Genomic DNA, 26370 nt, shown 5'->3' with positions numbered 1-26370 from the left:
CGGTTTCAAATTCCCTTCAACCATTAACAGTTCTGGTTGCAGCAGATTCTACCGAGCCCTCGCCGAGGGTTGCCAGGGCCTGACGGGCTTCGCTGCGATCATCAAACGGCTGCTTTTGTTTTCCCACGATTTGATAGGTTTCATGGCCTTTACCGGCAATTAAAATGATATCGCCGGGCCTTGAAACCGAGAGCCCCAGACGGATGGCCGCTTTGCGGTCCGGTTCCACCACAAACCCTTTTTTGCCGAAACCGGATGCAATTTCAGCCGCGCTGAATTCAGCCGCGGATGTCAAACGGATGCCGTCGCGGACCTGGCTGATAATACGGATCGGATCCTCTGTGCGCGGATTGTCCGACGTGATAATGGAAAGATCGCATATGCGTCCGGCAATTTCACCCATCAGGGGCCGCTTGCTCCTGTCCCGATCCCCGCCGCAGCCAAACACGCAGATGATTCTGTTTTCGGATATTAATCGCAGCGCCGATAGGACATTCCTGAGGGCATCCGGTGTATGGGCATAATCAACATACACAAAGCGGTCAACGGTATTTGCGATGTGTTCCAACCGTCCCGGCACATGCGTCAGGCTTTCGATGCCGGTGCGGATTGTTTCAGGGGGGATATTCAGGGCCAGCCCCACGCCCACGGCGCACAGCATATTCTCCAGATTATGGGCGCCGATCAATGCGGATTTGAGTTTAATGCGTCCGGTGGGAAAAGAAATGTCGGCGCTGATGCCGGATAGATCCACAGCCGTATGATCGGGTTTGATCAGACAGCTTTGGGAATATCCGGTGGACAGGGTTTTGATGTCGAGGGCGGCCAGCAGTTCTTCGCCTTCAGGATGATCGGCGCAGACAACGGCAACCGCTTTTTCCTTTTTGGGTCCGGTGCTTAAATGGTCCGTGAAAAATTTTTTCTTGCAGCCCCAGTAGTGCGACATGTCGCCATGATAATCCAGATGGTCCTGGGTGAGATTGGTAAACACGCCGATGTCGAATTGACAGCCGAGGATGCGGTGAAGATCAATGGCGTGGGATGACACTTCCAGGACCACATGGCTGACACCCTGCTGTCGCATTAGGGCCAGAATTCGCTGCAGGTCAAGGGATTCCGGTGTTGTAACCGGGTTCTCATAATGTCTGCCGGCGAAGCGGTAGTCGATGGTTCCAATCACGCCGACGGAATAACCGGCGGCCGCAAGGATGCTTTCAATTAAAAATGCCGTGGTTGTCTTGCCGTTGGTGCCGGTGATGCCGATCATGCACAGCCCTTGGGACGGGTTCTGGTAGAATCGGCCGGCGATTCGGGCCAGGGCTTTTCGCGTGTTTTGAACCTGAACCGTCACAATATTTTTTTGAACCGGCCGCTGGGCCACAATAGCGGCGGCGCCCCTGTCGATGGCCGCATCAATATAGGTGTGGCCGTCCACCGCCAGGCCGGGGATGGCGACAAAAAGTCCCGACGACTGCACATCCTGGGCGCGATAATGGATGGTGCTGATCTCAGGGTCGGCATCCGGCATTGATTCCAATCCCAAGGGAACCGTCACGACAGTGGTATCGCTGTCCGGGGATGGTGCATCTGTTTTTAATAAACCGGAGAGTTTCACCCGTTGACCTCATCCTGAAGGGCAGCCGTTAAATTGTGCTTGCTCTTGTCCGGGGTTATGTTGAGATAGTTCAATGTTTCAATGGCAATTTTTTTAAACGCCGGGGCTGCGACAGTCCCGCCATAGTGGTGTTTCTTGGGTTCGTTGACCATCACCAGAATCGCAATCTCCGGATTTTCAACCGGTGTAAAGCCGACAAAAGATGCAATATATTTTCCTTTGGCGTAGGTGCCGCTCTCATCCGTTTTCTGGGCGGTTCCGGTCTTGCCGGCGACCGTAAACCCTTCAATGGCGGCATCGGTACCGGTTCCTCCTTCCTGCGTCACGGTTTGCAGGATCTTTTTTATGACCCGGGCCGTTTGGGGCGAAATCGCTTTGCGAACCGCCTGGGGCTGTGTGCTCCGTATCAAGCGACCGTTATTGTCCGTTATGGCCTGGAGGATGTAAGGCCGCATCAGGATGCCGTCGTTGGCAATGGCGCCGACGGCTGCTGCCAGTTGGATGGCGGACACTGAAATGCCCTGGCCAAAGGCAATGGCGCCGGCATCTATTTTGGACCAGTACTTGTGAGAGGACAGACTGCCGGAGGTCTCCCCCGGGCTGTCGATCCCTGTTTTTTCGCCGAACCCGAAATCGCGCAGGGTCATGAAAAGGGTTTCCGCACCCATCAGTTCACCCACTTTGGCAATACCGATGTTGCTGGAATATTTGACGATCTGCTGCAACGACAGCCAGCCGTAGGGGCGGGTGTCATGGATAATGTTGCTGCCGATGCGGTACTCACCGTTTTCGCAAAAGTAAATGGAATTGGGGGTGCTGTTGCCCCGCTCGATGGCGGCGGCGGCGCTGAATATCTTCATGGTCGAGCCGGGTTCAAAGGGGTCTGTAATCGCCCGGTTGCGCCATTGCTGCTGACTGAAATCCTGATAAGTATTGGAGTTGAAAAGCGGCACGTGCGCCAGGGCCAGAACGGCGCCTGTTTTGGGCACCATCACGATAGCTACCCCTGAGACGGCCTCAAATTCCTTGACCGTATCGGCCAGCGTGCTTTCAGCGATGTATTGAATGGTCCGGTCGATGGTTAAAATGATATTTTTCCCGCTTTGATCCGGTGCAATGTCTTTTTCGGCAACGATTTCGCGACCCAGCGCGTCCCGCAGAACCGTCAGGTTTCCATTGGTACTCTTCAGATAGTCATCGTAATAGTACTCGACCCCTTCCAACCCGTTGCCGTCGATTCCGGAAAACCCTAGGACCTGGGCGGCGATTGAACGGTTGGGATAAAAACGGTTCTGCTCAGGCTTGAATACGATGCCGCTGAGTTTCAGCGCCCGGACGGCTTCGGTTTCTTTGGGGGTCGCCTGGCGTTTGATCCAGACAAACGGCTTTTTGGAAGCTAACTGGCGGTAAAGTGCGCCTTCTTTCAGTTTTAATTTAGCGGCCAGCGCTTTGGCCGCAGCCCTATGATTTTCCATAAGTTGCGGATGAGCGGCGATGGAGGTCACCTCTATACTAACGGCCATTTCCTTGTGGTTGCGGTCATAGATGGTGCCGCGCTTTCCATAAGGCTGAAAGGAGGCTTCATATTGATCGGCCGCTTTTTGGGATAACCACGGGCCCCGGAAGACCTGGACGACCATTGCTTTTGCCCCGATGGCGCCGAAAAGAAGGGTAAACATCAGGCCCACCAGAAAGGTGCGCAACCCGATATATTTTAAATGGCTGTTCTCTGTCGCTTTCATGGGATAATGACTGTTTGCTCCGGTTTTGGCTGTCTTAGTCCCAGCTGCTCCCTGGCGATTTTGGTGATGCGGTCGGGCGACTTCAGACGCGCCAGTTCGATTTTCAAATTGTTTTGCAACAGCAGCAGCTCCCGCTGCTTTTCAATGGCGACGGATATGCCATATCCCAGGCGCGTGCACTGGACCCGGCTCCAAGTATACAGCAGCATCTCCGAGATCAAGACCACCAGCAACACAATCCACACGCCGATGGATTGCTGCGGTTGGATTTTTCGGTTGGGTTTGGCTGCCATTGACACCCCTAAAGTTTTTCAAAGGCCCGCAAGCGGGCGCTCCTGGCCATGGGATTTTTACGAACTTCTGCATCTGTCGGCCTTACAACCTTCGGCGTCAGGGACCGCACCAATTTTGTTCGACCACAGACGCATTGCGGAAATCGCGGCGGACAGCTGCATCCCTTTTCCATGGCTTTGAAGCGGTGCTTGACGATGCGGTCTTCCAGGGAATGGAACGAGATGATACAGAGACGGCCCTTCGGATTCAGGAAATCCATTGCGCCATCCAGAAATGACGCCAACACTTCGAGTTCCTGGTTGACGGCAATTCGCAGCGCCATGAATACACGCGTTGCAGGATGAATCCGTTGAGAAAGGGATGCCTTTCTGGGAACAGCGCTCTTTACAATTTCTGCCAACTGTCGGCTCGAGGTGATTTTTTTCTCTTTTCTCCCCGCTACAATATTCCGGGCAATCTGCCGCGCCCAGCGTTCCTCCCCGTATTCCTGGAAAATCTTCCTAAGATTTTTTTCCTCCGCGCCATTGATAATATCTTCAGCTTTGGTGCGTGCTGTGACATCCATGCGCATATCGAGCGGTTCGTCCGTCATGAAGCTAAACCCCCGGCCGCTGGATTCAATCTGGTAGAGCGAAATGCCAAGATCCAAAAGGATGCTGTCGACCCCGGCGATATTGAGTTGCGACAGAAAATCAGGGAGCCGCACAAAGTTTCCCTGAAACAGCCGAACATCAGCGGCATGGTCGCCCAGAACCGTTTCGGCGTTTTGGATGGCATCCCGGTCCTGATCAATGCCGATCAACAACCCGCCCGGCATAATTTTTTCTAAAACCATCACCGCATGGCCAGCGCCCCCCAGGGTCCCATCGACATGGATTGTCCCTGGTCGGCAGTCGAGATAATGCAGAACTTCCGCCGGCATAACGGGGATGTGTCGATAGGGCATGGCTTAAAGCCCCAGTTTTGCGATTTCGTTGCGGACAACCTCCTTGGTCATGTCGTCTTCCATGTGGGTATTTTCGCTATCCCATCTGTCGCGGGCCCATATTTCAAAGTGATCCAACACCCCCACCAGGACGATTTCCTTGTCCAGCTCCGCATATTGCCGCAGGGATGGGGGAACTAGGATCCGTTCCTGCTTGTCGCAGGTGCATTCAAAAGCGCCCCCGATGAACACCCGTCTGAACCGGCGCATGGTTTCGCTCTTTTCGGACAGGGCCAGGATCCGGCTCTCAATCCGGTGCCATTCAGGGAAGGTATAGGCCAGCAGACAGCTGTCCATCCGGGACACCATGACCCCGTCGCCATTGGCCCGGATGATATCCCGAAAGCGGGCCGGCACGATAATGCGTCCCTTTGCGTCAAGGGTATGAAAGGAACTTCCGCGAAACATATTACACCCCGTTAAACCACTTTAAACCACTTTTCACACAATAAACTATATTTTGGTGCAACTGTCAAGGAAAAAATAAAATAATCAATTTGATTTTTATAATAATTAAAAAAGCTTAAATGGTCAAGACAAATAAAAAACTGATGTGGAGGATTGTGGTTGTATTTTAAAAAAAAGGGTCAAGGGGTCAGGGATTCAAGGGTTCCGGGGAATGGCATTTGCCCGGCAGGGCATGGCGAGTGCCGCGCCTGTATCTTTCTTGCAGGCCCGGCACAAACCAAAACCCCTTTGCGTCCTTTGCGCCTTCGCGGTTCAATCCTGTCTAAACATTAATGTTCTATTTCTTATCGCAGCTCATCTTGCGTAACAGCTCATCAGCCTCCCAACCTATTTGCATTTTACTTGAACCCTGGAATCCTCGAACCCTCGAATCCTTGCGGGATCCCCCGCTCTTAATCTTTCAATATCCTTGACAAATCAAATAAGTTGGCGTAACAAAAAGTATCACAAATAGTACAGGAAGCGCCGCCGTCATCCGGGCCTGATGGCTTCATGCTTGTAAAGGATTGATCAATGGCGATCGAATCTGAAAACCCCTTTTTCTTTTAAATGAGAAGAAGGGGTTTTGTGTTTTTAAGGGGGAGAGGTTCGCCCAAGACCGCTTTACGGCAAACTGTAACGCATAAAAACAGAAAACATTCGGAAAAGGCAAAAAATGCATAAAAATATCTGGGTACTATAATCAAGAGTCAAGAACAGGTCTTGTTGGCATCCCCATCGGTATTCAACACAGGAAACCCGTGGAAAGCAGCAGCATGAAATTCGAATACAGCCTGGAGCAGCGCCCGCCCTTTGCCAAATCATTTCTTTACGGCCTTCAATGGGCGGCCATCGCGATCTCCCTGATCATTATCCTCGGAAAAGTGGCCGGCAGTCTGAATTTCAGCCGGCCGGCCGATTTGATCGTCTACCTCCAGAAGATGTTTTTTCTGACGGGGGTCACCCTTGCCTGCCAGTTATGGTGGGGCCATCGCCTGCCGGTGATCTGCGGACCTGCGACGGTGCTGCTCATCGGCGTTATCTCCAGTCGGGGTTTTGAAATCAATGCCATCTATTCGTCGATCATGGCCGGGGGGGTGGTCCTTGCCATAATCGCCGCCAGCGGCCTGTTCGGCTTCATCCAGAAACTTTTTACCAAAAGGGTCGTCGCCACGGTTTTGATGCTGATCGCCCTTACCCTCACCCCCACGATCCTCAACCTGATAACCGACGCGAAAAGCGGCGTGGCGCCGCTATCCAATCTTACCTTCGCTCTGGCCATGATCTCGGCGATGTTCCTGCTTCACCGGGTGCTGACCGGGGTCTGGAAATCAACCCTGATCATCTGGTCCATGCTCCTGGGCAGCGGGGCTTACCTTCTGTTGTTTCCGGAAGCCGCGACCCGGAGCCTGTTTTCCCAGACGTCATTCATTTCCGGATTTTTCAGCCGGATGACCCTGGGTTTAGTTTTAGAGCCGGGTGTGCTGATTTCTTTTCTTTTCTGCTTTGTGGCGCTGTCGATCAACGATCTCGGATCGATCCAGTCGATGCACGCCCTGCTGGATCTTCCGGAAACGGGCGGCCGGGTGACCTGGGGGATTGCGATTACCGGACTGGCAAATGTCGCTGCCGGTTTTTTCGGGGTCCTGGGGATTGTGAACTTTTCGCTGAGCCCCGGGGTGATCGCGTCCACCGGCTGCGCCTCACGCTTCGCCCTTCTGCCCGCAGCGGCGATCATGGGGCTCCTGGCGTTTTTTCCGGGCTTTATCGGTGTTATCGCCTATGTCCCCTCGGTGCTCATCGGCTGTGTGCTGACCTATATTCTTTCCTCCCAGATTGCCGCTGCCCTTGTGGTGGCGTTTCAGGCTGAAACCGGCGGCAGCTTTGAATTCAACAGCGGCCTGGTGATCGGTCTCCCGGTGCTGCTGGGCACCGTGGTCGCCTTTCTGCCGGGGGCGGTCATCGCTACCTTTCCCGCAGTTCTCGGACCGATTCTGGGAAACGGCTTCGTGGTGGGCGTTGCGGCGGTGCTCGCGCTGGAACATGTGGTCTTTAAACGCTGAAGTGAAACTCCCCGCGTTTTATCGCAGACAACGGGGTCGAGACAACGGGGTCGGGTCTCAACACTTGACAATAATCAAAAGATTGGCATTGATTTCACATTAAGATGCGACCTTTAAACACAACCATGGCGTGAAAAGGGAAGAGGAATCTATCATGGAGAAAGAACAAAACATTGCCTTACTGATTGACTGTGACAATGTCAGTTACCGCGCCATCCCGGGTGTTCTGAACGAACTCGCCAAATATGGCGTGACCAATATTCGGCGGGCCTATGGAAATTGGAAGAGCACCACGATGAAAGGGTGGGAATAACAACTCCACCCCTTTGCTATTAAACCGATTCAACAATTTGCCTACACCGCCGGAAAAAACGCGACCGATGCCGCCATGATTATTGACGTCATGGTTTTGCTCTATACCCAGTCGATTGATGCCTTTGCCTTCATGACGAGTGACAGTGATTTTACGCCCATCGTGATGCGCATTCTTACCAACGGCCTGAAAGTCTATGGATTTGGTGAGAAGAAAACGCCGGAGCCTTTTGTGAAAGCCTGTTCGCTGTTTATCAATACCGAAAATCTTGAGATTTCTGATGTGGAACCGGGGAAAGCCGCGGACACGCGAAAAGATGCGAAACACTCACGGAATGAGCTGCGGGGGGAGACGGGGTTAGTCAATATCCTACGAACGGCGGTGGAGCAAACCGCCGAGGATGATGGCTGGTCGCATCTTGGGCGGGTCGGCCAGTATATTTCCAATAATACCTCGTTATCACCAATTAACTATGGGTATAAAAAATGGAGTGATCTGATCCGGGTGAGTGACTTGTTTGAGATTGAGATGCGGAATAATAATTCGGTCATGTATATTAAAGCCAAGCGTAAGCAATCTGCAAAATAGGCATAGCTTAACAAGGAGACCGATTATAAATGGGCATATGGGGGCGGGGCAAGCTAACTTGCCAAAAACAACATTATAGCCGTGGCGCAAGCAAATCGTCTTTATATTCCCTTTGTTGACACTGAAAACTGCAAAATTGCCCCCTGGCCCCCTGGCCGCCCGTCAACAAAATTATGCTTGAAAATGGTCCGGGTATGATTTAATATCATACCGGAGGTGATTGAAATGGGAGCATCAAAAATCGCTATTACAATTGACGACAAGACGCTTAAACAACTCGATATTCTCGTTAAGTCGAAATTTTTTCCAAACCGCAGCAAAGCTATCCAGCAGGCGGTTTCTGAAAAATTAATGCGCATGGAGAAAAGCCGTCTTGCCCGGGAGTGCGCCAAGCTTGATCCCGAATTCGAACTTGCTTTAGCGGAGGAAGGCTTTTCATCGGAGTTAGAAGAATGGCCGGAATATTAAGGGGAGACATTCACCGGGCTGATTTAAATCCAGTCATTGGCAGCGAACAGGGCGGTTTACGCCCTGTTCTTGTTTTAAGTCACAATGTGTTTAATGAGAGATCTGGGACGGTCATTGCGGTTGCGATAACCAGTCAGCCGCAAAGGGCTGGTTTCCCGCTGACTTTGGAACTTGGGGATGCCAAGCTTCCTAAAAAATCCTGGGTAAAGATCAGCCAGATTCGAATCCTTTCTAAAAAGCGCATCGGCAAGAAAATAGCCAAAGCATCGGAGGAAGAATCGGCCCTCATTATTGATGGTTTGAATGAAATAATTGGCGCTTAACCACGTGTTGCGGGCACTGGGCGACACTGGGGTTGGATCAAACTTATCATTTGGAAATAAACAATATTCTTTTTTTTTAAACAAGCTTGTTCCAGGGCAACAACTTTGTTTTTGATATGAAAATGGTGGATATAGGAAAATTTAGTGACACGAGTAATCGACATTATATTCAGTTGTTGTGTCCCGATCCCAAATGCTGACAAATGCCTATTTTTAAAAAATTGAATCTGATACGATTTCCGTCTAATAATTAGCTGAATCGTACTTTATAACCCGTAACTGTTGCGAGCGCAAAAAAGCCGCGCTGCCCAGTTCGCCGTTATGCGTTTAGGATACTGAAGTAAATACCCGACAGATTCGTTCAATATTAACGGGAAAAAGCCCTTGAATATGGAAAGCCAAATGGAGGATCAGTTATGGCATACAAAGAGATTTTAAGAAACTCTATCAGGACATTCGAGGATTTAGAGAAATGGCTTGCCGGCCGGAAGGTTGCGGTTGACCCGAGGCTCAGGGAAGTGATTGCCAAATATCCTATGAGAGTAAATTCGTATTACCTTCGCCTCATTGAAAAAATGAATGACGGTATTTGGAAACAGGCAATTCCCGGTGTCGGGGAGCTTGAGCATTATAAGGACCTTTCTGAAGATCCACTGGATGAGGAAGGAGATATTCCGCTTGGCGGGCCAAGGACAATAGTCCACAGGTATCCAGACAGGGTTTTATTGCTTATTTCAAACGAGTGTTCAATGTATTGCAGGTTTTGCACCAGAAAAAGAAAAGTAGGTGATGACCGTAAGAATCCAACGATAGAGGAAATAAAAAAGGGGATTGAATACGTTGCATCTCACGAGGAAATTAGGGACGTATTAATCTCCGGTGGTGATCCGCTATTGATGTCCAATAACAGAATCGATGAGGTTTTGGGAAAACTAAAAGTAATTCAACATCTTGAATTGATAAGAATCGGGACAAGGGTCCCATGCGTCTGGCCACAAAAGATTATTGAAGACAAAGAACTAATCGAGGTGCTAAGAAAACATACACCTCGGTCACTTAAAGAACCGCAGCTTTTCATAAACACACATTTCAATCATCCTAATGAAATAACTTCCGAAAGTTATCAGGCCATAAAAGTTTTAAGAGAACTGGGCATTCCAATAGGAAATCAAACTGTTTTGATGAAGGGTGTTAACGATGACAAAGATGTAATGAGAAACCTGTTGCACGGCCTCGGTAAAATGGGAATAAAACCATATTATCTATATTATGCTGACCTTGTTGAAGGAACAGGTCATTTTAGAACAGAAGTAAGCATAGGAAAAGAAATCTGTAGAGATCTTTGCGGATCCACTACAGGTTTCCTGCGTCCGGTTTATGTAGTAGATGCGCAGGGTGGAAGAGGTAAAGTACCTGTAGATCTCAGTTTTTCAGATGGAATTAGTGAAGAAAAAAAAGGCGGAACTTTTACGTCACCGATTGGACTCGGAAAAGTATATGTAAATGATCCAATTGAAAAAATAGAAGGGAAAAAATGGAGAATCCGAAGGACACCAAACGAACACCTTAAATAGACTTAAAAGTAATAAAAAGATACCCGCCATGCCGATAGGGTCGGACCAAGCCAATTATTTGGAAATAAAATTTATCTTGTTTTGAAATAGCTTTGTTTCAGGGCAATAACATCTTTTTTTTGATATAAAAACGGGGGCTATCGGAAAAGTTAGTGGCGTTTTTCAGTCTGTTTTGTTTGCAGACAAACAACAAACCCTGATTCATTTAGAAAAAGGAGCCTCTTATGACACTGCTCAACCCCAAAAAAGAAACCTTCGCCCATCTGGATCCACGATCCCGGGAAATCATGCGCAAAACCATTGATTATTTTGAATCCCGGGGTAAAAAACGCCTCAAGCACGACAGCCATGAACGCATCTGGTATGATGATTTCATTCAGTTCATGAAGGCAAACAGGGTCCTGTCCACGCTGCTGACCCCCGAGTCCTATGCGAAGGGTGACCCGGACACGCGCTGGGACACCTTCCGGAACTGCGATTTTAATGAAATTCTTGGATTTTACAACCTGTCCCACTGGTACACCTGGCAGGTGTCCATTCTGGGGCTGGGGCCGATTTTCATGGGCAAGAACGAAGGGGTAAAGCATAAAACCGCGCAACTCCTCAAGGATGGCGGGATTTTCGCCTTCGGTCTTTCCGAGCGGGCCCACGGTGCGGACCTGTATTCATCGGAAATGATGCTCACGCCCCTGGGCGACGGCAAATACGTGGCCGACGGCGGCAAATACTACATCGGCAACGGCAACAAGGCGGCCCTGGTGTCCACCTTCGCCAAAAATTCGGAAACCGATGAATATGTGTTTTTTGTGGTAACCCCCGAACACCCCAATTACGATCTGGTCCAGAATGTGGTGAACTGGGAGGGCTATGTGGCGGAGTATGCCTTAAACGCCTATCCCATCACCGAGGACGACATCCTGACCACCGGCCGGGACGCCTGGGACTCATCGCTCAACACCATCAATGTCGGCAAGTTCAACCTGGGCTGGGGCGCCATCGGCATTGCCACCCACGCCTTCTATGAGGCCATCAACCACGCCAGCCACCGCAACCTGTTCTGCAAATGGGTCACGGACTTTCCCCATATTCGGCAGCTGTTCACCGACGCTTATTGCCGCCTGGTGGCCATGAAACTCTTTGCCCAGCGAGCCACGGATTACCAGCGCAGCGCGTCTGAAACCGACCGCCGGTATCTGCTGTACAACCCCATGGTGAAAATGAAGGTCACCACCCAGGGCGAAGAGGTCATCAATCTGCTGTGGGACGTGATCGCGGCCCGGGGGTTTGAAAAAGACATGTATTTTGAGCTGGCCGTCAAAGACATCCGGTCCCTGCCAAAGCTCGAAGGCACGGTGCATGTCAACATGGCCCTGATCATCAAGTTCATGGCCAATTATTTCTTCAACCCCGGCCGGTTTCCGGACATCCCCCATCGCAATGACCCGAAAAATGACGACTTTCTGTTCAGCCAGGGGCCGACCAAGGGTCTGGGGAAAATTCAGTTCCATGATTATAACGCCGCCTATGCCGACGTCTCCCTTGAAAACGTAAAAATTTTCAAACAGCAGATTGACCTGCTCAAAGAATTTCTCATGACAGCTACGCCGACGGCGGAACAGGCCCAGAATATTGATTTTCTGCTGTCCCTGGGCGAACTTTTCACCCTGGTGGCCTATGGGCAGCTTATTCTGGAAAAATACAAGATGGAAAAACTATATGACGATCTGATGGAGCAAATCTTTGATTTCATGGTTCGGGATTTTTCCAAATTCGCGCTTCAGATTTATTCCAAGCCGGACAGCACGGACAAACAGATGGACCTGTGCATGAAAATGATTAAAAAACCGTTTGCCGACACGACCCGTTTTCAGCGGTTCTGGGAAAGCCAGGTATTAGCGTTGAAAGATACGTATGAAATGAATCCGTAAAAAGGAGAAGATCGAAAACTGAAGGAATAGGGAATTCGTCTGGTTTTGCCATTTAGGTTGCGAGGATTGGGGTTGTCCTCTATTTGGCGACCCCAGGCCCCGCTTGCGGAAGACAGTGGGGGGCACGTCTTCATTCATAACAGAAATTAATGGGCGGCCTGGAAACGAGATATTCATGAATACCTATAAAGTAGGACTGGTGCTGGGAAGCGGGTCCTCCCGGGGATGGGCCCATATCGGAGTCATCGAAGCTTTGCAGGATGTGGGGATTCCTATTCATCTTGTGGCCGGGTGCAGCGTCGGCGCTTTTGTCGGCGCGATATTTGCCAGTGGCGGCCTGGAGCAGTTGAAGCAATATGTCATTAACATGGACGGCGAAAGCGTGTTTTCGTTTTCAGACCTAAACCTTATCAGGCCAGGGCTCCTGGACGGCGATAAAAAACTTAGGGAACTTTTTTGCATGCATAGCGATAAAAAGGATTTTGACGAACTGGAGATTCCGTTGAAAGTTGTTGCTGCCGACATGCATTCCGGCGATCAGGTGGTTTTGGATTCCGGAGACCTGTTCAAAGCGCTTCGGGCATCCATGTCCTACCCGGGTCTTTTTGCACCGGTATGCCACAAGGACAGATGGCTGATAGACGGCGGGGTGGTCGACCCGGTTCCCGTGGGGGTAGCCCGGGCCATGGGCGCGGACATCGTGATCGCCGTTAACCTGAATTCTGAACTGGTGTCACGCAAACGCCACCAGAAAACCGGGGCGGTTCCTGATATAAAACCCCCTCCGGTCCGCAACGAATTTTTAAAAAATCTGGCCGCCCGCTATGAAGCAGCGGAGAAAAAAATCCGGAACCGTCTGGAACTCCAGAAAATAAAGAAACGGTCGACGCCCGGCACCCGGCAAGTTATTAACGCTGCCATACAACTCATGCAGGACCGGATCACACAGGTCAATCTCGCTGTTAATCCGCCGGATATCCTGATCACACCCCGCCTGGGCGATCTCAAAAGGCTTGATTATGATCAGGTTGAACACGCCATCGAAGAAGGATATATCGCCACCCGGAACAAGGTCAACGATATCAGGATGCTGCTGGAAACACAGTAATGATACAGGGGTTTTTGAAGGCGCATGGGGTCGTTCCACGATATATAATTGATATTGCATATAAAAAATACAAAATGATCAGGTCTTGAATCTTGATAAATTTCAAGCGCCATGACCTGACCTTTTGATTCTTCAACCCAAAAACCCGGGCAGCCTCCCTTGCAGGGTCTCGGTTTTTTCCCCGGCGACTGTCGGTTGACAACACCTCGCCTTTTCTATAAAACCGAAACAAGATTTGCGTTTACACGTTTTTTTATCGAGGCGCCCACCAGAGAACGTCGGCGGATAAGTTTTTTACCGCTCAAACGGAATTGTCTTGGCTCGATACACAATATAATTTTGACAAGCCCTATATGTGCGTTCTTGCCCGAAACAGATCTGATAGGGAAGAGAACACACCGGAGGAACCGTGCCGACCATAGAGGCCAAAAAGAACCTGATTTTGGATTACGAACAGCGTTTTGCCAACGAACTGGGGCTGGTGATCATCCCCAAGCCCAAGGTGAGCCTCTGGATGATCCTGATCCCGATGTACTTCGTTTTCCATATCTTCCGACACAAAAAATACATGGAAGGCCGCCGGGTTTTTTCCGCCAATTTCATGATTTCAAGGCGCAGGGTCGCGGACGAAGCCATGGAAGCGCTCTGGCAGAACCGGCCGGCAAATCTCGATGCGCTGTCTGCCAAGGCCAAACTTCCCTCACCAGAGGCCCAGCGCACTTATCGTGAGTGGATCACGGTTCTCATGGCCCACTACCGGGAACTTTTAACGGCCCAGGCGGACGATTTTGACGCGCTGGTCAGGCAAGCCTACCGCAGCCGCTCCCATTACCTTCTGACCCTCGATTAACTGAGCGAGGCTGAAAAAAAACTCAACACCGCCATGCGGCCCCACATCGAAAATGAGACTGAAGACGTCGACGCGGTTATTGCCGGCATCGAAGGCCACATCACACGGATGCGGCGGACGCACGCCCAAACGGTTTTCCCCTGACCCCATGCAAAAATATTTTTCAGAAAATCTGTATGATGATGCTTTTCAATCTTAAAAATTTTCCTGCAAGATTCAGGTATTAATGTCATGAACTGGTTTCAAATCGGCATGCTGGCAATAGGCGTCCTCCTGGGTGCGACGGTATTTAAGGGCGCCATCCCTTTTGCGCACCGGTTCGGGCTAAAAGTCCGCTTTTGGCTCCGGTACGGGAGAAATGGGAAACCGATTCTGTTTGTTTACTCGGATAGTTCGAATTGGAAGGTTTACATAGAAACAAACATACTGCCCCGCATCGAAGCCCATGCAATCATCCTGAACTGGTCCAAGCGCCGCGAATGGGGATCCCGGTGGCAGTTTGAGACGAACCTGTTCGACCAGTGGGCCGGGCCGGGTGAATTTGTTCCTGTTGCCATCCTGCTTTCGCCCATAGGGAAGACAATAACATTTCGATTGTGGCAACTTTCCGGGAATTCCAAACACGGCAAATTCAAGGTGTCCAGGGAAGCCGAACAGGCTTTATTTGAAACGGTGAAACGGCTGCCCCAGGGGGTTGCCTGATTTGACAAGATGGAAAAGGGGGCAGCGGACAAGTAATGAAAACACCAATCGTTTGCCAGACCGCCTCAGAGCCCATTGAACTCTATAAAATCTTGAAGCTCGTAAATGTGGCCAATAGCGGCGGCGAAGCGAAATATCTGATCTCTGAAGGTAAAGTTCTCGTAAATGGAAAGGTCGAAACCAGAAAACGAAAAAAGATCTTTTCAGGCGATGTCGTAGAATTTGGAGAAAAGATCATTCGTGTGCAAGTCAAATGACTACGATGTCCATTAGGTTCATCTTCCATTTGGGAGCGGAACGCTTGACAACCCTACCGAATAATGTCAATTATTTCCGGGAAGCGGTAATACACGATTATTAAAGATATCAAGTGATTCGAAAAAGGATTGGAAATGTTGAAAATCCAGCAGTTTCGCTATTCGTCCGACAATTTTGCCTATGTGATTTACGGTAAGTCCGCTGCCGGGGTTGTGGACGGCGGCGCCGTGGATAAGATCCTTGCCTTTCTGGCGGACCGCAACCTGACGCCGGCGTTTATCGCCAACACCCACCAGCATGCGGACCACACGGTGGGGACCGGGCGCTTAAAGGACCGGACGGGGGCCCCTGTCTTTGACGGTCAGACGTTGCGAAACCGGAAAGAGATTGCACTGGAGGGCCAAAAAATAACCGTCCTGGAAACGCCGGGACATACGGCGGATTCACTTTGCTTTTATTTTGGAGATGTTCTGATCAGCGGCGACACGCTTTTTAACGGTACCATCGGAAACTGCTTTTCAGGCGATCTCAAGGGGTTTTTGGGTTCCATCAAACGGTTGATGGCCTTGCCGGCAAAGACCGAGATTTATGCCGGCCACGATTATATCCGGGCGGCCATGGCCTTTGCGCGATCGCTGGAGCCGGAAAACCGCAGCATCGATCAATTTTTAAAGAAATACAATCCCGACAGGGTTTTTTCATCGCTCCAGGAGGAACTGCAGGTCAACCCCTATCTGAAATTTAATGACAACGGCATCATCGCCGTGCTTGAGAAAAAAGGGCTGCCCGTGGATACCGAATACCGGCGCTGGGAATCACTGATGTCCCTGGAATAACAGACGGCGCCGGATAAACCATTGTTTCAGGCGGCCCGTTTTATCTGCGAAAGAAATCCGAATTGAAAAGACCGGAAAGCAGTCCCCCCATTAAGCAGGGCGAATTAATCGAAACTGTTAAACGTCATGCCGAAAAACTGTTTGCAGGTGCCCGGGGCAGCCATGACTGGGAGCATACCCTGCGGGTGTGCCGGTTGTGCCGGCAGATCGGATCGGCGGAAGGCGCCGACATGGATGTTCTCATGGCGGCGGCCTATCTCCATGACATCGGCCGGTGCTATCAGGATAGCTCCAACGGAGAGGTCTGCCACGCCGAAAAGGGCGCGCAAATGGCCCGGCCGATTGTAGAGGGGCTTGCGTTGTCATCGGAGCAAAAAGCGAACATCCTCCACGCCGTGGGGTCCCATCGCTTTCGCGGGCCCCGGCAGCCGGAAACGTTGGAGGCCAGGGTGCTGTTTGATGCCGACAAGCTGGATGCCATCGGCGCGGTGGGCGTGGCCCGGGCGTTTCTCTTTGCCGGCGAGGTCGGCGCCCGGCTGCACAATCCGGACATGAACGTGGAGGAGGCCAGGCCTTATTCCATAGACGATACCGGCTATCGTGAATTCAAAGTAAAACTCAGCAAGGTAAAGGACCGGATATTGACACGGCATGGCCGAAAACTGGCGGAAGCGCGCCATGAATTTATGGTAAAATTTTTCAGACGATTTTTAAAAGAATATGAAGGAAAGGAATAGCGATCATGGGCGTCAATGTGGTTACAAAAATAGATGACAGCGTAAAGGTAAAGCGTGTTCTAATGAGTGTTTCCGACAAGAGCGGTCTGGAAGAATTTGTTCCCCGGCTGCTGAAGGTCAACCCGGACATCCGAATTTTTTCAACCGGCGGCACGTTCACCCGGCTCAGGGAGATCTTAAAAGAAAAAGCCGACGGCTGTCTGCAGCAGGTATCGGACTACACCGGACAACCTGAAACCCAGGGCGGCCTGGTAAAAACCCTCGATTTTAAAATTTATCTGGGGCTGCTGACGGAAACATACAATAAAGCCCATCAGGCCGACTTAAAACGCACCGCTGCGGTTCCCATGGACATGGTGGTGGTCAATCTGTATCCCTTCAAGGAGACGGTCGCAAAACCGGATGTAACCCTTGAAGCGGCCCGGGGCAATATCGATATCGGCGGCCCCTGCATGATCCGGGCGGCTGCCAAGAATTTTATCCGGGTCGCGGCGGTGGTGGATCCGTCCGACTATCCGTTGATTATGGAAGGGATGGAAGCTGCCAAGGGCCGCATTTCTTTAACGCTTCGCTTCCAACTGGCCCAAAAGGCCTTTAAACACACGGCCGGTTATGATCGGGCCATTGCGAACTTTTTAGATAAAACGCCCGTTACATCGGTAGCGGAGGGTTATCCGGAACGGGTTTCATAGCAACGGTCCGTTGTGGGTTGTTCGTTGTCCGCGGCTGAAATCCATAGAAACGGATTTAGATTTGCACCTGACAACTGAACACGGACTCCACTTTCTTTTTAAAACGGGCAAATATAGAGAGGCCAGAAGGAGATAGGAATGGGCGAAGATCTTAAAAAAATGTATAAGACCATCGTTGCGGATCATTTTTCACCCCGGATGGAAATCAGTTTTATAGACGGTGATAAGCGCCAGACGCTCGTTTATGAAAAGGTACTATGGACCATCGGCGACGAACAAATGGGATTGCGATACGGCGAAAACCCCGGACAGGAGGCGGCGCTCTACCGTCTCGCCAACGGCAACTTGGTCCTGGGAGACACCCGGACCATTCAGGCGGGACAGTATCTGGCATCCGATATCGAGCTGCTGCAGTCCGGCAAACATCCCGGCAAGACCAATCTGACCGATGCCGACAACGCCCTCAACATTTTAAGATATTTCAACGAGCGTCCGGCGGTTGTCATTGTCAAACATAACAACCCCTGCGGCGTGGCCCGCTGCGACACCCTGGAAAGCGCTTATGCAAAAGCGTATATGGCGGATCGGGTGGCGGCGTTTGGCGGCTGCATCGCCGTAAACCAGCCGGTGGACAAGGCAACGGCAGGGGCCATCGCCAAACAATATGCCGAGGTGGTGGTGGCCCCCGATTTTGAAGCGGGGGTGATGGACATTTTTGCCAAAAAGAAAAACCTCAGGGTCATCCGGATTGCCAATATTGCTCGCCTGCAGGCGTTTGCCGGCAAAACCTTTGTCGATTTCAAAAGTCTGATGGACGGCGGCATTATCGCACAGGAATCATTTGTACCGCGAACGCGCAAGGCCGCCGACCTGCAGCTGGCCGAAAGTGAATACAAGGGCAGAAAATACAAAATAGCGCGCGTACCGACCCCGGCGGAGGTTGAAGATCTGCTGTTCGGCTGGCTGGTGGAATCCGGCGTCACTTCCAATTCCGTCATCTATGTGAAAGGCCAGGTCACCGTCGGCATCGGAACCGGAGAGCAGGACCGGGTGGGTGTCGCTGAAATTGCCCGGGACAAGGCCTACCGCAAGCTGGCCGACCGCTACTGCTTTGAAACCCATGCCGTCGCCTATAACGACTTAAAGGATCCGGATAAAAAAAGCGAAATTGATCAGCGCGTGGCGCGGGAAAAGGGGGGTCTGATCGGGTCGGCCATGGTCAGCGACGCGTTTTTCCCCTTTCGGGACGGGGTCGATGTCGGGATCAGGGAGGGGATCTCCGCGGTGGTTCAACCCGGCGGTTCCGAAAATGACTACCAGTCCATCGAGGCCTGCAACGAAGCCGGCGTCACCATGGTCTTTACCGGTCAGCGGAGTTTCAAGCACTAGTCGCCATTGTAAAATCCGGTTGATGACAGCGCCAAATTCAGCGGTACTCCTAAATTATAATCTGCCCGGGGTTCATCCGCTCCGGGCAGATTCATTTTATGCAAATCAATGCGTGTGCCGCCGGTCATAAAAAAGCTTTCTACATTGACATTTTTAGACGGTTATCATATGGGGTGCCGCTAAAATACGCAGCAGTTATAAAGCTGCTAAACCATACATATGCCGCAATATGTTACGATGTATTGATCCACTCAATAACCGCTTTCGATTGTGTCATGAAGGGGTTATACTAACAGCAAACCAAACCGGTTGATTAAATGAATTCCATCCTGGTTGTGTCTACGGATCAAAATTCAATCGCAGCCTTTCGCGACGCTTTCGGGTCTACGTATTCCCTCACAGAGGCCCGCCAGCTTACAGACGTGCTGGAGAGCCTGCATACCTGCCACAAGGATTTAATCTTTATCGATATTGAGCTGCTGTCCGTGTCGGATGACAGGGACGGCCCCATTCAGGGGTTGCAGCTTATCTGGAAGGCTTGCGCGACCTCCGAGGTCGTGGTGATGTCTTCCAAAGACCGGATTCGCGAAGCCGTCAAGGCCGTCAAGGCCGGCGCCAGGGATTACATTACCCATCCCGTTCAGCCGGCGGAGGTTAAACTGGTCGTTGAAAACATCAACAAGTACACTTCGATCCAGTCCGAACTGGATTATCTTCGCAAGAAACTCTGGCAGTCGGATTCCCGGGAGCTGGTCCAAACCCAAAACACGGATATGAAGGCTGTTTTTGAGAGGATCAGCCTGGTTGCACCCACCAAGACAACGGTGCTGCTCTTGGGAGAGACCGGCACCGGCAAGGGCGTTTTGGCCAAACTGATGCATCGGCACAGCAACCGAAAAGACAGGCAGTTTATCAGCGTGCATTGCGGCGCCATTCCCGATACCCTGGTGGAAAGCGAACTGTTTGGTCATGAAAAAGGGTCCTTTACCGGCGCGGTCCGGAAAAAGCAGGGTAAATTTCAAATTGCCCATGGCGGAACAATCTTCCTGGATGAAATCGGAACCCTCACCCCATCGGCCCAGATCAAACTGCTGCAAGTCTTGCAGGACGGGACCTTTCAAACTGTCGGGGGGGAGAAGACCCTTGCGGTGGATGTCCGGGTCATTTCGGCCACCAATGTGGACCTGAAAAGTATGTGCGACGAGGGACAGTTTAGAAAAGATCTCTACTATCGGCTGAATGTGTTCCCGATTCTGGTGCCCCCACTGTCGAAAAGAATCGAGGATATCCCCCTGCTGCTGGATTTGTTTTTAAAACGCTTGAATCGAAATGGTCAGAAAAATATTCAGGCGGTTGAGCCGGCGGTGATGGATGCCTTTAATAAGTATTCCTGGCCCGGCAATATTCGCGAACTTGAAAATATGCTGGAGCGGGCATATATACTGGCAAAATCTCATATGCTGACCCGGCAGGACTTTCCCGGCGAAATCTTTGAGTCAGGGCTTTCCCCGTCAATGGCGCCCGTTGATACGTCAGAAACACTTTCGGAATTCAGACGCAGGGCCATTGAGGTTGCCGAAAAATCATATTTAAATGAATTGCTCGTCAAGCATCAGGGCAAACTCGGAAAAGCGTCTGTGGATGCCGGTGTTTCATCCCGCCAGCTTCACAAATTATTAAGCAAATATGCCATTCAGAAAGAATCATTCAAAGCCCCCTCTGTTTCCTCTAAAAAACAGGAACTTTAAGTTCCACAATCTTCAAAAACCGGAACACCAGAGTCCATCTCATCATATCTAATTTGTTTTCAAAGAGTTACCCTCCCTGTCGGCATTCATGCGTCTGCCCCAATAGCGAACGTGAGGTTCACACGCGTCCCCGGTATCTCCGCAATTGAAAGCTAAAAAGTAAATTTAATAATAAAAAACAGGTAGTTATTTTATGGCACAGTATTTGCTCTGAAAAAAAATAATATATTATTTGCTGCAAAATCATGGTGGGTGTTCGATCCATTAGCGTGCGGTAGTCACAAGGATCCGATCGAATGGAGTTAAGACATTCAAACAACGCTGATAAAACCGGTGAGGAAAAGATTGTAATCAGGGGCCTGGTGATTCCTGCGGACTGGGATGATACCGGAAATGTCGTGGCAGTGTCCATCGCATCTTTTAATGAAGATAAATATTTAGTGACTGATAACCCGGCCGGAAAAGAACTGCTGAATTTCATCGAGCACGAAGTTACGGTCGTCGGGACATTAAACGTTGTGGGAACAAAAATATACCTGACTATTTCTGATTTTTTTAGCTTTGGAAGCAATTCAGGCTTAACACCGGACAATTGACATTTAGCCGGGTCCATAAAGTGTCCAAGACAGGGAACAGAAAGGAGAATAAAAAATGGCGGATATGACGCAACAAAAATCTAGCGATGTAGTAATCGATCATGGCAAGGGGCAATTCTCAGATCTCTGGAAAAAAGAAGATTACATGGCAATCTGGCTGGGGTTTATCATCCTGATCGTCGGGCTCTTCATTTTTGTCTCCCGACCGCCGGCCGACATGGAAAAGAATTTTGAAAAGTACAATGCCGGCATGAAGGCAGAGGCCAAACGCGCGCCTTTTAAAACCATCGCCTGGCATGACGCTTCAGCGGCCAAACGGAAAATTCGTGCCAGCAACGAGGGCTACGCCAAAACGATTCAAGGCTTTTTGGCCCCGCCGTCCAAATGGAAAAACAATCCCATCGATTCCATTTATCAAAGCAAGGATGCGGCTGATGCGCTCAATGCCAAGGGGAAAGACGCCCATGATAAAGCCAAGGCCGCTTTAGCCGATGCGCTGGCCGCCGCCCAAACCGCCGAACAGGCCGCCGCCGGTGCGGAATTCAAGGACAACGATCTCAATGATAAGGCCCAGACCGCAATTGCCGCCTGGTTGAAGGCCGGTGAGAACGAATCAAAGGCCAAAGCCAAAGTCGGAAACAAGGCCTATAACCGGATCGGCGCTTTGATCGGATTGGCCGTCATTCTGGCTGTCTTTTTCGGTATCGGTATGACAGTAATGGGAAAACCGTTTGGAAGCTTTTTTATGGGATTTTTCTTTGTTTTTTTTCTGGCGGTCCTGGCCTACATGGCAGAGATGCAGCAAACCGTCAGCTTTTATGGTTTCGGGTTTCCGCTGTGGGCCATTGTGTTCGGGATGCTGATCAGCAACACCATTGGAACACCGGCATGGATCAAGCCGGCGGTGCAGACCGAATACTATATTAAGACCGGGCTGGTCCTGCTGGGGGCCGAGATTTTATTCGGCAAGATGCTGGCCATCGGCATTCCGGGCATTTTCGTTGCCTGGGTAGTGACGCCGATTGTTCTGATATGCACCTTCTGGTTCGGCCAGCGGGTCCTTAAATTCCCTTCGAAAACCCTTAACATAACGATCTCAGCCGACATGTCGGTTTGCGGGGTTTCAGCCGCCATTGCCACGGCAGCCGCCTGCCGCGCCAAAAAAGAAGAACTGACCCTGGCCATAGGGCTCTCCATGGTATTTACCGCCATCATGATGGTGGCGATGCCGGCATTTATTAAAGCGGTGGGGATGAACCACGTCCTGGGCGGCGCCTGGATGGGCGGTACGATCGACGCTACCGGAGCGGTCGCCGCGGCCGGCGCGTTTCTTAGCGACAGGGCCCTGTATGTAGCGGCCACCGTAAAGATGATCCAGAACATTCTCATCGGCGTTATTGCCTTCGCCGTTGCGGTTTACTGGGTAGCCCGGGTGGAGAACATTCCGGGCCAGGCCGTCAGCTGGATGGAAATCTGGTATCGTTTTCCCAAGTTCGTGCTGGGATTTATTGCGGCCTCCATTGTTTTTTCATTGATCGACGATAGCATGGGTAAAGATGCCAGCAGCGCCATTTTAGACTACGGCGTCTTAAGAGGATTCAGCCGCCTGCTGCGGGAATGGTTCTTTGCGCTGGCCTTTACCTCCATCGGCCTGGCAACCAACTTCCGGGAACTGGCCAAGTATTTCAAGGGCGGCAAGCCCCTTATCCTTTATGTTTGCGGCCAATCCTTCAACCTGATGCTAACCCTGCTGATGGCTTATATTATGTTCTTTTTGGTTTTCCCGGAAATTACCGCAAAAATTTAGCGGGGCATATGAAAAAAGAAAAAACGAAAATATCTCCGGACCGGGCTGCGGCCCGGTCCGGAGCGTGGCTGAAACTGCTGGTGGGGATCGGCGTGGTCCTGTTGTTCATGTTCGTTGCCGGCCCGGTGTTCCAGAGGCTTCCGGGTTTTGTCAACATGGCTGCTTTTATCGAAAAAGAGGGGATCAGAGCCACGGCCATCTACTATACCGATGTTAAGGAATTCGGCGAGGCTGAAGTTTCCCTGCGTAACAACTTTGCGTTTTTTATCGCAAACAGCCAGGGGCATGGACCCAAACCGAAGGTCGACGTGCCGCCGGCCTTCAGCCCCAATTAGGGCCGACCGGAAACCTTCAGGCGACCGCCTGAATCTGTTGCATCCGAATCTCAGAAGTAAAACCTACAACAGCGGGTGTCATCCCTTTCTTTTCTGGGAATTCTGCGGTCATTATTTTAAAAAACCGGAACCGTCCCGTCATCATAAAAAAACTTCATTTGTTTCAATCAGTTAGTTAAATTCAGGCGCACAGATTGAGATACATTCAAAACATCCCCGGCAATAATTCAGAATAAAAAGTTCCATCGATAGCCGCTCTAAATTTTTTGTTTCTATATATATCATATGCTTATCTGGTTGGCATGTATCATGCTTTACTTTCAGCAGCATGCTTTGCGCGGTGCCGATGTGTTTTCGGCGTTTAAAAAATATTGGATGCGATCCGGAGAGGAGAAAGACAATGTGGCAAGAGGCTTTGAATGTTGCTGCGATCGGGTTTTCAGTGGTTTTTGTTTCGCTGGGGGTACTTGCGGTCAGTGTGCGGTTGATGAGCCTTTTTTTTAGGCAGGGTGAAAAGAAAGCCAAGGGGGTTGAGCCATGAGCACTTTTGACGTTTTTCAGACGATACTGTTAAAGACCGGTTTTTTTCATCTGACGTTCGGCCATGTCATCATGTGGGGGGTCGGCCTGTTTTTTATGATGCTGGCCATCAAAAAGGATTTTGAACCGCTGCTGCTGGTCCCCATCGGCTTCAGCATCTTTCTCGTGAACATGCCCCTGGCGCCGCTGACCGGCAAAGGGGAACTTCTCAATATTTTCAATCACTATGGGCTGGAATTGGAGGTCATTCCCTGTCTCATATTTTTAGGGGTCGGCGCATTAACCGATTTCGGTCCCATGATCGCCAATCCCAAGACTATTCTATGAAAAAGATTGTCTATCCCCTGCTGGCCACCGCCGTGATCTGCCTGATCACGCCGGCGGTTGCTCCCCTGATGGGCCTTTTAATGGCCGGCAACCTCTTCAGAGAATGCGGTGTGGTTGAAAGACTGTTAAAAACATCCCAGAACGAACTTCTCAATATAGTGACGATATTTCTGGGGCTCAGCGTCGGTTCAACCATGTCTGCCGATAAATTTTTAAGACCCCAGCCGATCTTTATTTTTATACTGGGGCTGATCGCCTTTGCCTTTTCAACCGTCGGCGGCATCCTGCTGGCAAAGCTGATGAATCTTTTTGTCAAGGAAAAGATCAATCCATTGATTGGGTCGGCGGGGGTATCGGCGGTTCCGATGGCGGCGCGGGTTTCACAGAAGATGGGACAGGAGGCGGATAAACACAATTATCTGCTGATGCACGCCATGGGGCCCAACGTGGCCGGCGTGATCGGTACGGCGGTGGCGGCGGGCATGTTTATGACCCTGTTGAAATAGTCTCGGTATAGACCGTAAAAGCGACCGGGCGGGTTAAATCGAGACCCGGCTGCGACAAGGTTGTCGATCATGGGCTATTTTTTTTCACCGGGATGTTACCGCTGCAATCACCCTGCCAAAACCTTTAAAAGGATATTTAAGGCATGGTCGATATCATCCGAAGAGATATGGTAATGCGTTACAGCCCGGATCTGATCAGGTGCTTTGGGCCCCACCAGAACCCCCTCGGCCTTAAGCCGCTTCGTTAATTCCTGCGGGGTTAAATCCGCCCGGGTAATTTTAAAAAAGACAATATTGCTTTTGATGAGCTCCGGCGCAATGGACAGACCCTCGATAGCCGCAATTCCTTCAGCAAGTTTGCGGGCATTGGCATGATCATCCGCCAGGCGGTCGACCATTTCATTCAGCGCCACAATACCGGCGGCCGCCAGGATCCCGGCCTGGCGCATTCCCCCGCCGATAGCTTTGCGAAGCCTGCGGGCTTGAGCGATAAAATCGGCTTGCCCGCAAATCAAAGAGCCCACCGGGGCGGCCAGGCCCTTGCTCAGGCAAAACGTGATGGAATCCGCATTCGCCGCCAGTGAAGCGGCCGGAACCCCCTGGGCGACGGCTGCATTGAAAATACGGGCGCCATCCACATGAATTTTAACCCCGTGGCGACGGGCAATGTCTCCGACGGCACGCATATAACCGGCGTCCAGAAAGCCGCCGTTGCAGCGGTTGTGGGTATTTTCCAGCGCGATCAGGCGGGTGCGGGGAAAGTGAATATCATCCGGCCGGATGGCGATTTCAATATCGCCTAACTTCAAGGTGCCGTCGGGCTGGTTGGGGATGGTGCGGTGATGGATACCCCCCAGGGCGGCGGAACCGCCCTGCTCACTGAAAAAAATGTGGGATTCATCTCCCAGGATGATTTCATCGCCCCGGCCGCAGTGGGTCAGCTGGCTCACCAGGTTGCCCATGGTGCCGCTGGCAACAAACAGGGCGGCTTCTTTGCCCAGCCTTTCGGCCGCCAGTTCTTCCAAGCGGTTGACGGTGGGGTCTTCTCTGAACACATCATCGCCGACAGGGGCTTCAGCCATGGCACGCCGCATGTTGGCGGTTGGCTGAGTAACGGTATCCGAACGCAGGTCCACAATACGCATGGTCGATTTCTCCTTCAATCATTAAAGTGATATTTAAAACCGCCCGATTGCCCTATGCGGTTCTGTGGCGGCAGACCGCAAAGCAGAATCCCACAGGGTTTGAAACGGAAAGTACCATTGCACCTCTATAAAAAATCCGGGGACCCTGCAAGAAAAAAATTGAAAATGATCCGGCCGATGGTCTTGGCTTGACTATTTGGATCGGATAAATGTACAAAATATGAAAATCTATTTTTTTTCAGAGAAGTGTTTCTCGCTACACATAAGGAGGTTGAGATGGCTGAACTGTTATGGAAACCTTCAGAGCAAAGAATTCAAAACACAAACCTGTATCGGTTTATAGCCGCGGTCAACACCCGGTATGGCCGCAGGTTTGCGGACTATGACGGGCTGTACGGATGGTCCATCGAGAATATTTCAGACTTCTGGGCGGCCATGTGGGATTTTGGCGGCA

The 26370-nt window shown here is 51.0% G+C and carries 26 protein-coding genes and 1 pseudogene; 21 read left to right on the top strand and 6 right to left on the bottom strand.

Going from position 1 to position 26370, the window contains the following annotated elements; all coding sequences use genetic code 11:
• Nucleotides 1-16 precede the first annotated feature (16 nt).
• The 5 genes from P1P89_07185 to mraZ are packed head-to-tail and all read right to left on the bottom strand — an operon-like array spanning nt 17 to nt 5044.
• Entirely contained in the window at nt 17-1615 is a 1599-nt protein-coding gene (locus tag P1P89_07185) for a UDP-N-acetylmuramoyl-L-alanyl-D-glutamate--2,6-diaminopimelate ligase (protein MDF1591282.1), read from the bottom strand.
• Nucleotides 1612-3357 (bottom strand): penicillin-binding protein 2, encoded by a 1746-nt coding sequence (locus tag P1P89_07180; GenBank protein MDF1591281.1) that lies wholly within the window; start codon nt 3355-3357, stop codon nt 1612-1614. Before P1P89_07180 ends, P1P89_07185 begins: the two co-directional genes overlap by 4 nt.
• On the bottom strand, nt 3354-3650 hold the full coding sequence (locus tag P1P89_07175) for a cell division protein FtsL (GenBank protein ID MDF1591280.1): 297 nt from the start codon (nt 3648-3650) through the stop codon (nt 3354-3356). The genes P1P89_07180 and P1P89_07175 overlap by 4 nt, the downstream gene beginning before the upstream one ends.
• 8 nt (nt 3651-3658) lie before the next feature.
• Nucleotides 3659-4597 (bottom strand): 16S rRNA (cytosine(1402)-N(4))-methyltransferase RsmH, encoded by a 939-nt coding sequence (gene rsmH, locus P1P89_07170; protein MDF1591279.1) that lies wholly within the window; start codon nt 4595-4597, stop codon nt 3659-3661.
• Nucleotides 4598-4600: 3 nt separating this feature from the next.
• Nucleotides 4601-5044 (bottom strand): division/cell wall cluster transcriptional repressor MraZ, encoded by a 444-nt coding sequence (gene mraZ / locus P1P89_07165; protein ID MDF1591278.1) that lies wholly within the window; start codon nt 5042-5044, stop codon nt 4601-4603.
• Between the two features lie 815 nt (nt 5045-5859).
• On the opposite strand from mraZ, the gene P1P89_07160 reads away from it, so the two are divergent.
• The 21 genes and pseudogenes from P1P89_07160 (at nt 5860) to P1P89_07060 (ending at nt 24771) form a co-directional block, all read left to right on the top strand.
• Complete coding sequence (locus P1P89_07160; protein ID MDF1591277.1) at nt 5860-7146, top strand: solute carrier family 23 protein; 1287 nt, start codon at nt 5860-5862, stop codon at nt 7144-7146.
• Between the two features lie 154 nt (nt 7147-7300).
• A complete protein-coding gene (locus tag P1P89_07155; GenBank protein MDF1591276.1) occupies nt 7301-7459 on the top strand; it encodes a hypothetical protein in 159 nt (52 codons plus the stop codon).
• A 27-nt stretch (nt 7460-7486) separates the two neighbouring features.
• Nucleotides 7487-8047, top strand: a complete 561-nt coding sequence (locus P1P89_07150; GenBank protein MDF1591275.1) for an NYN domain-containing protein — start codon at nt 7487-7489, stop codon at nt 8045-8047.
• A gap of 225 nt (nt 8048-8272) precedes the next feature.
• Nucleotides 8273-8515, top strand: coding sequence for a ribbon-helix-helix domain-containing protein (locus tag P1P89_07145; protein MDF1591274.1), 243 nt, complete (start codon nt 8273-8275; stop codon nt 8513-8515).
• On the top strand, nt 8500-8838 hold the full coding sequence (locus P1P89_07140) for a type II toxin-antitoxin system PemK/MazF family toxin (GenBank protein ID MDF1591273.1): 339 nt from the start codon (nt 8500-8502) through the stop codon (nt 8836-8838). The genes P1P89_07145 and P1P89_07140 overlap by 16 nt, the downstream gene beginning before the upstream one ends.
• 416 nt (nt 8839-9254) lie before the next feature.
• The gene (locus P1P89_07135) at nt 9255-10412 is read left to right on the top strand and encodes a KamA family radical SAM protein (protein ID MDF1591272.1); all 1158 of its coding nucleotides are present in this window, start codon (nt 9255-9257) and stop codon (nt 10410-10412) included.
• 224 nt (nt 10413-10636) lie between these two features.
• Nucleotides 10637-12340, top strand: coding sequence for an acyl-CoA/acyl-ACP dehydrogenase (locus P1P89_07130; protein MDF1591271.1), 1704 nt, complete (start codon nt 10637-10639; stop codon nt 12338-12340).
• Between the two features lie 175 nt (nt 12341-12515).
• Nucleotides 12516-13448, top strand: a complete 933-nt coding sequence (locus P1P89_07125) for a patatin-like phospholipase family protein (GenBank protein MDF1591270.1) — start codon at nt 12516-12518, stop codon at nt 13446-13448.
• 409 nt (nt 13449-13857) lie between these two features.
• Complete coding sequence (locus tag P1P89_07120) at nt 13858-14298, top strand: NF038143 family protein (GenBank protein ID MDF1591269.1); 441 nt, start codon at nt 13858-13860, stop codon at nt 14296-14298.
• A gap of 231 nt (nt 14299-14529) precedes the next feature.
• Complete coding sequence (locus P1P89_07115) at nt 14530-15000, top strand: hypothetical protein (protein MDF1591268.1); 471 nt, start codon at nt 14530-14532, stop codon at nt 14998-15000.
• Between the two features lie 35 nt (nt 15001-15035).
• Nucleotides 15036-15257: an RNA-binding S4 domain-containing protein gene (locus tag P1P89_07110; protein MDF1591267.1), complete on the top strand. Its 222-nt coding sequence runs from the start codon at nt 15036-15038 to the stop codon at nt 15255-15257.
• 135 nt (nt 15258-15392) lie between these two features.
• Entirely contained in the window at nt 15393-16094 is a 702-nt protein-coding gene (locus P1P89_07105) for a hydroxyacylglutathione hydrolase C-terminal domain-containing protein (GenBank protein ID MDF1591266.1), read from the top strand.
• A 62-nt stretch (nt 16095-16156) separates the two neighbouring features.
• Nucleotides 16157-16831: an HD domain-containing protein gene (locus tag P1P89_07100; GenBank protein MDF1591265.1), complete on the top strand. Its 675-nt coding sequence runs from the start codon at nt 16157-16159 to the stop codon at nt 16829-16831.
• 5 nt (nt 16832-16836) lie between these two features.
• Complete coding sequence (locus P1P89_07095) at nt 16837-17523, top strand: hypothetical protein (GenBank protein MDF1591264.1); 687 nt, start codon at nt 16837-16839, stop codon at nt 17521-17523.
• Between the two features lie 138 nt (nt 17524-17661).
• Complete coding sequence (locus P1P89_07090; protein MDF1591263.1) at nt 17662-18912, top strand: IMP cyclohydrolase; 1251 nt, start codon at nt 17662-17664, stop codon at nt 18910-18912.
• Between the two features lie 317 nt (nt 18913-19229).
• Nucleotides 19230-20660, top strand: coding sequence for a sigma-54 dependent transcriptional regulator (locus tag P1P89_07085; protein ID MDF1591262.1), 1431 nt, complete (start codon nt 19230-19232; stop codon nt 20658-20660).
• A gap of 296 nt (nt 20661-20956) precedes the next feature.
• Nucleotides 20957-21256: a hypothetical protein gene (locus P1P89_07080; protein ID MDF1591261.1), complete on the top strand. Its 300-nt coding sequence runs from the start codon at nt 20957-20959 to the stop codon at nt 21254-21256.
• A gap of 55 nt (nt 21257-21311) precedes the next feature.
• On the top strand, nt 21312-23063 hold the full coding sequence (locus P1P89_07075; GenBank protein ID MDF1591260.1) for a putative sulfate exporter family transporter: 1752 nt from the start codon (nt 21312-21314) through the stop codon (nt 23061-23063).
• Nucleotides 23064-23071: 8 nt separating this feature from the next.
• Nucleotides 23072-23398, top strand: coding sequence for a hypothetical protein (locus P1P89_07070; protein ID MDF1591259.1), 327 nt, complete (start codon nt 23072-23074; stop codon nt 23396-23398).
• A 400-nt stretch (nt 23399-23798) separates the two neighbouring features.
• Complete coding sequence (locus P1P89_07065) at nt 23799-23939, top strand: OadG family protein (GenBank protein MDF1591258.1); 141 nt, start codon at nt 23799-23801, stop codon at nt 23937-23939.
• Nucleotides 23936-24771, top strand: a pseudogene (locus P1P89_07060) (sodium ion-translocating decarboxylase subunit beta). The gene P1P89_07065 and the pseudogene P1P89_07060 overlap by 4 nt, the downstream one beginning before the upstream one ends.
• A 107-nt stretch (nt 24772-24878) precedes the next feature.
• On the opposite strand, the gene ltaE reads toward P1P89_07060, so the two are convergent.
• The gene (ltaE, locus tag P1P89_07055) at nt 24879-25916 is read right to left on the bottom strand and encodes a low-specificity L-threonine aldolase (protein MDF1591257.1); all 1038 of its coding nucleotides are present in this window, start codon (nt 25914-25916) and stop codon (nt 24879-24881) included.
• Between the last annotated feature and the right edge of the window lie 454 nt (nt 25917-26370).

The sequence above is a fragment of the Desulfobacterales bacterium genome, assembly GCA_029211065.1.
In the GTDB taxonomy this organism is placed as follows: domain Bacteria; phylum Desulfobacterota; class Desulfobacteria; order Desulfobacterales; family JARGFK01; genus JARGFK01.
This window is presented reverse-complemented; position numbering and strand designations above follow the sequence as displayed.